7 protein-coding genes are annotated in these 5,197 nt (G+C 62.1%); 1 reads left to right on the top strand and 6 read right to left on the bottom strand.

The window, feature by feature from the left end; translation table 11 throughout:
* Positions 1-28: 28 nt before the first annotated feature.
* Complete coding sequence (locus tag ACIQ42_RS15780; RefSeq protein WP_397423200.1) at positions 29-319, bottom strand: hypothetical protein; 291 nt, start codon at positions 317-319, stop codon at positions 29-31.
* A 146-nt stretch (positions 320-465) separates the two neighbouring features.
* On the opposite strand from ACIQ42_RS15780, the gene ACIQ42_RS15775 reads away from it, so the two are divergent.
* Positions 466-2,031: an alkaline phosphatase D family protein gene (locus tag ACIQ42_RS15775; RefSeq protein WP_397423199.1), complete on the top strand. Its 1,566-nt coding sequence runs from the start codon at positions 466-468 to the stop codon at positions 2,029-2,031.
* Between the two features lie 47 nt (positions 2,032-2,078).
* Here ACIQ42_RS15775 and ACIQ42_RS15770 read toward each other — a convergent pair whose 3' ends face one another.
* The 5 genes from ACIQ42_RS15770 to ACIQ42_RS15750 all read right to left on the bottom strand — a co-directional run.
* Positions 2,079-2,570 carry a Fur family transcriptional regulator gene (locus tag ACIQ42_RS15770; protein WP_397423198.1) on the bottom strand — a complete coding sequence of 164 codons (492 nt, stop codon included), beginning with the start codon at positions 2,568-2,570 and terminating at the stop codon, positions 2,079-2,081.
* Between the two features lie 89 nt (positions 2,571-2,659).
* Positions 2,660-3,466: a hypothetical protein gene (locus tag ACIQ42_RS15765; protein WP_397423197.1), complete on the bottom strand. Its 807-nt coding sequence runs from the start codon at positions 3,464-3,466 to the stop codon at positions 2,660-2,662.
* Positions 3,463-4,431, bottom strand: coding sequence for a CobW family GTP-binding protein (locus tag ACIQ42_RS15760; protein WP_397423196.1), 969 nt, complete (start codon positions 4,429-4,431; stop codon positions 3,463-3,465). Before ACIQ42_RS15760 ends, ACIQ42_RS15765 begins: the two co-directional genes overlap by 4 nt.
* 16 nt (positions 4,432-4,447) lie before the next feature.
* On the bottom strand, positions 4,448-4,867 hold the full coding sequence (locus tag ACIQ42_RS15755; protein ID WP_397423195.1) for a MerC domain-containing protein: 420 nt from the start codon (positions 4,865-4,867) through the stop codon (positions 4,448-4,450).
* A gap of 148 nt (positions 4,868-5,015) precedes the next feature.
* On the bottom strand, positions 5,016-5,197 hold a 182-nt coding region (locus tag ACIQ42_RS15750; protein WP_397423194.1), incomplete at its 5' end, for a GTP-binding protein.

The raw sequence follows: 5,197 nt of genomic DNA, 5'->3' as shown, positions 1-5,197 counted from the left end.
AAAGCATGGATGTTTACTCCGGTTGTGTTCAGGCATTGAGCCGTGCGCGCCCGCTACGACGCAGACCAGCAGCCAGTTGTTCAAGGGCAAACGCTATTCGCTCCGGCGAGGCGCACCGCGCGGCGACATCGGCGGTCGCCAGGGCGAGCGCGTCGGCCACGGCGTCCAGGGGTATCCAACCCTCGCCCGCCGCAACGATGGCGGCGTCTATGTGGACGCGAGCGCGAGCTGTGTCCTCGGCGTGAACCTCGACCAGAAGTTCGCGCACGGCATCCAGTTTCAGCCTCGGCGCAGGCGCCGTGTCGCGATCCGACGGCATTGTCGCGAAACCTTTCAAATGACGGGATAGTATCGATTGTGATGATATAACATTACACATTGAATTCCCGCCGCCAAGGCGTCTCAGGAGCAGGGCTGTGCCTCAACTGTGGACCATTCCTGAAAGCAAACCACAGCACGACGCCCATGCAGCGTAGGGCGTTTGTCGGCGGCGCCGTCGGAGTTGTGACCGCGCCTTGGCTTGGCGGCTGCGCGCATCGCTTGAGCCAGGCAACCACACCCAGGACGCCATTCACACTAGGTGTTGCCAGTGGATCGCCGTCTCCCGACGGCTTCGTCCTTTGGACCCGTCTGGCCGTAGACCCAACGGCGCCAGACGGAGCAGGCGGCATGTCCGGATCCGTTGCGGTGCGCTATGAAATCGGCGCTGATCCTCAGTTGCGGTCAATTCTGAAAACCGACCAGATCATAGCTGATCCGCGTTTCGGCCACGCGGTTCATCTGGAGGTGTCTGGTCTGCAGCCATCTCGACCCTACTGGTACAGATTCACCGCTCAGGGCCATGAGAGTCCCATCGGCCGGGCCCGGACAACGCCCCTGCCCGGCGCCCGCCTTTCCAGCCTGAAGCTCGTCCTGGCGTCCTGCTCCCACTGGGAACTGGGGTGGTTCAGCGCCTATCGGCACATGACGGAGGAGACGCCAGATCTGGTGTTCTTCCTCGGGGACTACATCTACGAGTACAGTCATCGCGGCGAGCGTGCTGCAAACCTGGTACGACGACACGAGCGGGAGGGTGACGCGCTATCCCTCGCAGACTATCGTAACCGCTACGCCCTCTACCGAACCGACCCGGATCTTCAGGCGCTGCATGCCGTTGCGCCCTGCCTGGCGACCTGGGACGATCATGAGGTCCACAACGACTACGCCAATCGCTGGTCCCAGGACCCCAGCGTTTCGGAGGCCGACTTCCTGCGCCGCCGCGAGGCAGCCTATCAGGCCTTCTATGAGCACATGCCGCTCCGTCGATCATCGCGCCCAAGGCGCGATGGCATGCGGATCTATGGACGGACTGACTATGGCGACCTGACGTCGATCAACGTGCTCGATGGACGCCAGTACCGAACGCCACAGCCCTGCCAGACGCTCACCTCGCGGCGTGGTCATGTCGACACCTGTCCTGATCTGATCGATCCCGCACGAACCATGTTGGGAGCGGCCCAAGAGGCCTGGTTGCAGGAGCAGTTCCGCCGATCTCAATCCCGCTGGACGATCATGGCGCAGGATCTGGTGGTCGCGCGGCTGGAACAGACTGCGCCCGACGGAAGCCTCGGCCACTTCACCGATGGATGGGACGGCTACCAGGCGAACCGGACGCGCATGCTGGAAGGCCTTGGCGCGTCAGGCGCCCGCAACCCGGTGTTCCTGTCCGGCGACATCCATTCCTCCTGGGCCAACGAGCTTAAGGTCGACTTTCGGGATCCAGGCTCTGCGACCGTTGCGACCGAGCTTGTGACGCCGGCCATCACCGCAAACAGCCCGCCCGCCGCTGCCTTTGCAAACGTTCAGCAGCGCAACCCCCACGTTCGCTTTGTCGACTTGAAGTCGAAGGGCTATGTCTCGGTCGAGCTTTCGCCCCAACAGATGCACGCGTCGTTCAGAGCCATCTCCGATCGGCGCGACCCGGCAGCAACGATTTCAACTCTCGCGCGTCTTGTCGTGGAGGATGGGAGGCCTGGCCTCACGTTTGATTGAGAACGTCAGCGCACAATCACTGTCTGCGAGTCCTTCGAACCGGCGTTTCAAGCTTGGCAGCGGGTACAGTGCCCATGGGCTTCTATGGTCAGGGACGCGGCCTTGAACGCGCTTTGGTTTGCGATGGACACCAACACGGCGTCCGTTGGCGTCGACACTTCCTCAACGGCACCGCAGCAATCACAGATCAGGAAAGACGCGACATGGCCATCGGCATCGCGGTGACACGCCACGTACGAGTTTATGCTCGGGATCCGGTGAGCCAATCCCAGAAGAACCAAGGCGTCGAGGGCGCGATAAACCGTAGGCGGCGCAGTCGAAGCTCCGACTTTGAAGTCGCCGATCAGATCGTAAGCCTTCACGGGTCCCCCGGCCAGAAACAACATCTCCAGCGTCCGCTCACGCTGGGCCGTCCATCTCAGGCCCGCACCCTCGCAGCGTCGCCTCGCATCTTTCATTGTCGCCGCAAGCGCCGCCTTGGTAGGTTTTGGGCCGTGTCCATGATGGCAAATGTCGGACTGGGCGCGGTTCTGCTCCATCTCGTCAAGCTAGCGGCAGTTCTTCACAGATCGAAGGAAATTCGAGCGCAGTGCCAACTGATAAAGCCTGCGTGCAAGCGTTGAGGTCTTCATGTGGTGCCATGGCGCTGATTGCGGCGCCCCCATAGCAACAACGCCACTACAGCGACGGCCATTGCGACACCCAAACCCGAGAAGAGTTCATCGGACAGGTCCCCCGACTCCGGCCGCAGAAATCCCGCCACAGCATAGGCTGCCATCCCGAAGGACATTGTAACGATCAGCCATCCGACGGCTCGGCGGTAGCGTCGCGCGCGTTCGGGGTCGCCCCGGTCACGGAGCAGACCCGCAACGATCCGGCTGTCGGCGGTATCGGTCAGGATCATGCCAAGCGCGAACACCGCAGCGACGATCGCCGCACCGCTGACGCCGGCCGTCGACGAGGCAGCAAGGCCCCAGGCTGCGGCCTGGGTGGCTGTGTCGAACACCAGGCCGAAAACAATCCCGGTCGTGACTATGGCAAGCGGGTGCGAGCTGCCTCGCAGGGCGCGCGGGATCAGGCCCTGCCGCCATCCAACCGGCGTGTAGGCACCCGGGCGGCGCAGGGCCAGCAAGTTCAAGACACCGACCAACATCAGCAAGCCAATGACCGCCCAGTCAATCACCGTGCTCGCCCAATCCGGCCAGGCAAACCGGGGAAACAACATAGCAACGCCTATGGCCACTGCGGCTACGGACAAACTATGACCGATCGCAAAGAGCGTGCCCGTCCAGGGTGCCCAGCGCGGCCTTTCCTCGGCGGCACGGAATGTCAGGTTGTCAATGACGGCGATATGGTCCGGATCAAGCCCATGTCTCAGGCCCAGCAGAAGAACAAGGCCAAGTGCTGGACCCGTCAGTATCCCTGGATCACTCACCGGACGGCGCAGGCTTCAAAACCTGCCTTGAGCCGCGCAGCAGGTAGATCGCGACCGATGAAGACAGCCCGCGACACCCGCGTCTCATCCTCTCGCCAAGGCCTCTGCAAGTCGACGTCCAGCAACATGTGCACCCCCTGGAACACCAGGCGGCGGTCCTGTCCGGCGATATGAAGAATCCCCTTCCAGCGCAGAATGTCCTGACCAAGGTCGGATGCGATTGACGAAACCCAGGCCCGCGCCCGGTTGGAATCCAAGGGCTTGTCCAGACTCATCGAAACTGAAACCACCGCCTCATCGTGCTCGTGCTCGTCTTCACCCAGAAAGCCCGGCTCGATTTCGAGAATGCGATCCAGATCAAACGCACCCAGATCCAACAAATCTGAAATCGCGATGTCGCAGTTCCGGGTTGGCACAATCCGTGCCGTCGGGTTCATACGCGCGATCAACGTCTGAAGGCGGGCGACTTCGAGTGATGACACCAGGTCGATCTTGTTCAGCAGGATGACGTCGGCAAAGGCGATCTGTTCGGCGGCCTCGTGGCTATCGGCCAACCGGGCTTCAAGGTGCACGGCATCCACGACGGTCAGAATGGCGTCCAGCCGGGTGCGCTGGCGGACTTCGTCGTCTACGAAGAAAGTTTGCGCGACCGGCGCGGGATCAGCGAGGCCAGTTGTCTCGATCAGGATGCCATCGAAGCCACCCTTGCGCTTCATCAGTCCATTCAGAATTCGGATCAGATCACCCCGCACGGTGCAACAGATGCAGCCGTTGTTCATCTCGAACACTTCCTCGTCAGCACCCACCACAAGGTCGTTGTCGATGCCCAGCTCGCCAAATTCATTGACGATAACGGCGTAACGCTTGCCGTGGTTCTCGGTGAGAATGCGATTGAGCAGGGTAGTCTTTCCCGCACCCAGATAGCCGGTAAGTACGGTAACGGGGATCGTCGCGGAGGCCGGCATTTCAAAAATCTCCAGTTCAGTATGGGTGCGAGTTGTTGCCGTCGGTCGGAACTCGCGGCCCGCCGCTGATGGACGCTCGGCGGTACCAGTTCCACATATGCGCGCTGGCCAGACAGAGGCTCCCAACCACAGTCACCGCAGTCTCAACGGCTTTCGACCCTGCGACGAAAGCCCCAGCGGCCAACAGAGTGATACCGATAGCCGCGAGTGCGAGAACCCGGATGGATCGTCGGGCGTGCGGCGAAGGCCTCAGAAGCGCCAGACCCGACAATGGAGCGACGATCAGGACAAAGAGGACATGCACCCACTCGGCCTCCGCCCAGGCACCAAGCACCGGCAGCAGTGCGGCAGCGACTGGTAATGCCAGGCAATGGGCAACACAAAGACCCGACAGGCCAATGGCCGAACCATCCAACACGCGATCTGCTGCACTCATGGCGTGTCGTCGACCAGCGGTTCGCAGGTGAAGCGCGATGCTTGAGCCGCAGCCTCAGGCTCGCAGCACTCGCAGTCGCGATGCAGAGCATCGATGATTTGCCCCAGCTCCTCCGGCGTGAGACGAAATTCAAGCCTGTCCAGCGACATCACGCGACCTCGACCTGGCGGCCCCAGACCGGGAACGGATCGGGGAGTCTGCTCCACCCCTTGATCCCGCGCTGGACTTCCGCCGGTGTTAGCAGCGCGCTGTCCAGCATCGTGGTCAGAGCCCGCTGATCCATATCCTTCCCAATCAGGACCAGTTCCTGTCGCCGGTCACCGTGAGGCT

This window comes from Phenylobacterium sp., assembly GCF_044372605.1.
GTDB lineage: Bacteria > Pseudomonadota > Alphaproteobacteria > Caulobacterales > Caulobacteraceae > Phenylobacterium.
Note: the sequence above shows the minus strand (reverse complement) of the source record. Positions and strands in the feature narration are given on the sequence as shown.

Coding starts and splice junctions, on each gene's coding strand:
- ACIQ42_RS15760 (WP_397423196.1), bottom strand. CDS start 4,431: ATGCCGGCCTCCGCGACGATCCCCGTTACCGTACTTACCGGCTATCTG.
- ACIQ42_RS15755 (WP_397423195.1), bottom strand. CDS start 4,867: ATGAGTGCAGCAGATCGCGTGTTGGATGGTTCGGCCATTGGCCTGTCG.
- ACIQ42_RS15775 (WP_397423199.1), top strand. CDS start 466: ATGCAGCGTAGGGCGTTTGTCGGCGGCGCCGTCGGAGTTGTGACCGCG.
- ACIQ42_RS15770 (WP_397423198.1), bottom strand. CDS start 2,570: ATGGAGCAGAACCGCGCCCAGTCCGACATTTGCCATCATGGACACGGC.
- ACIQ42_RS15780 (WP_397423200.1), bottom strand. CDS start 319: ATGCCGTCGGATCGCGACACGGCGCCTGCGCCGAGGCTGAAACTGGAT.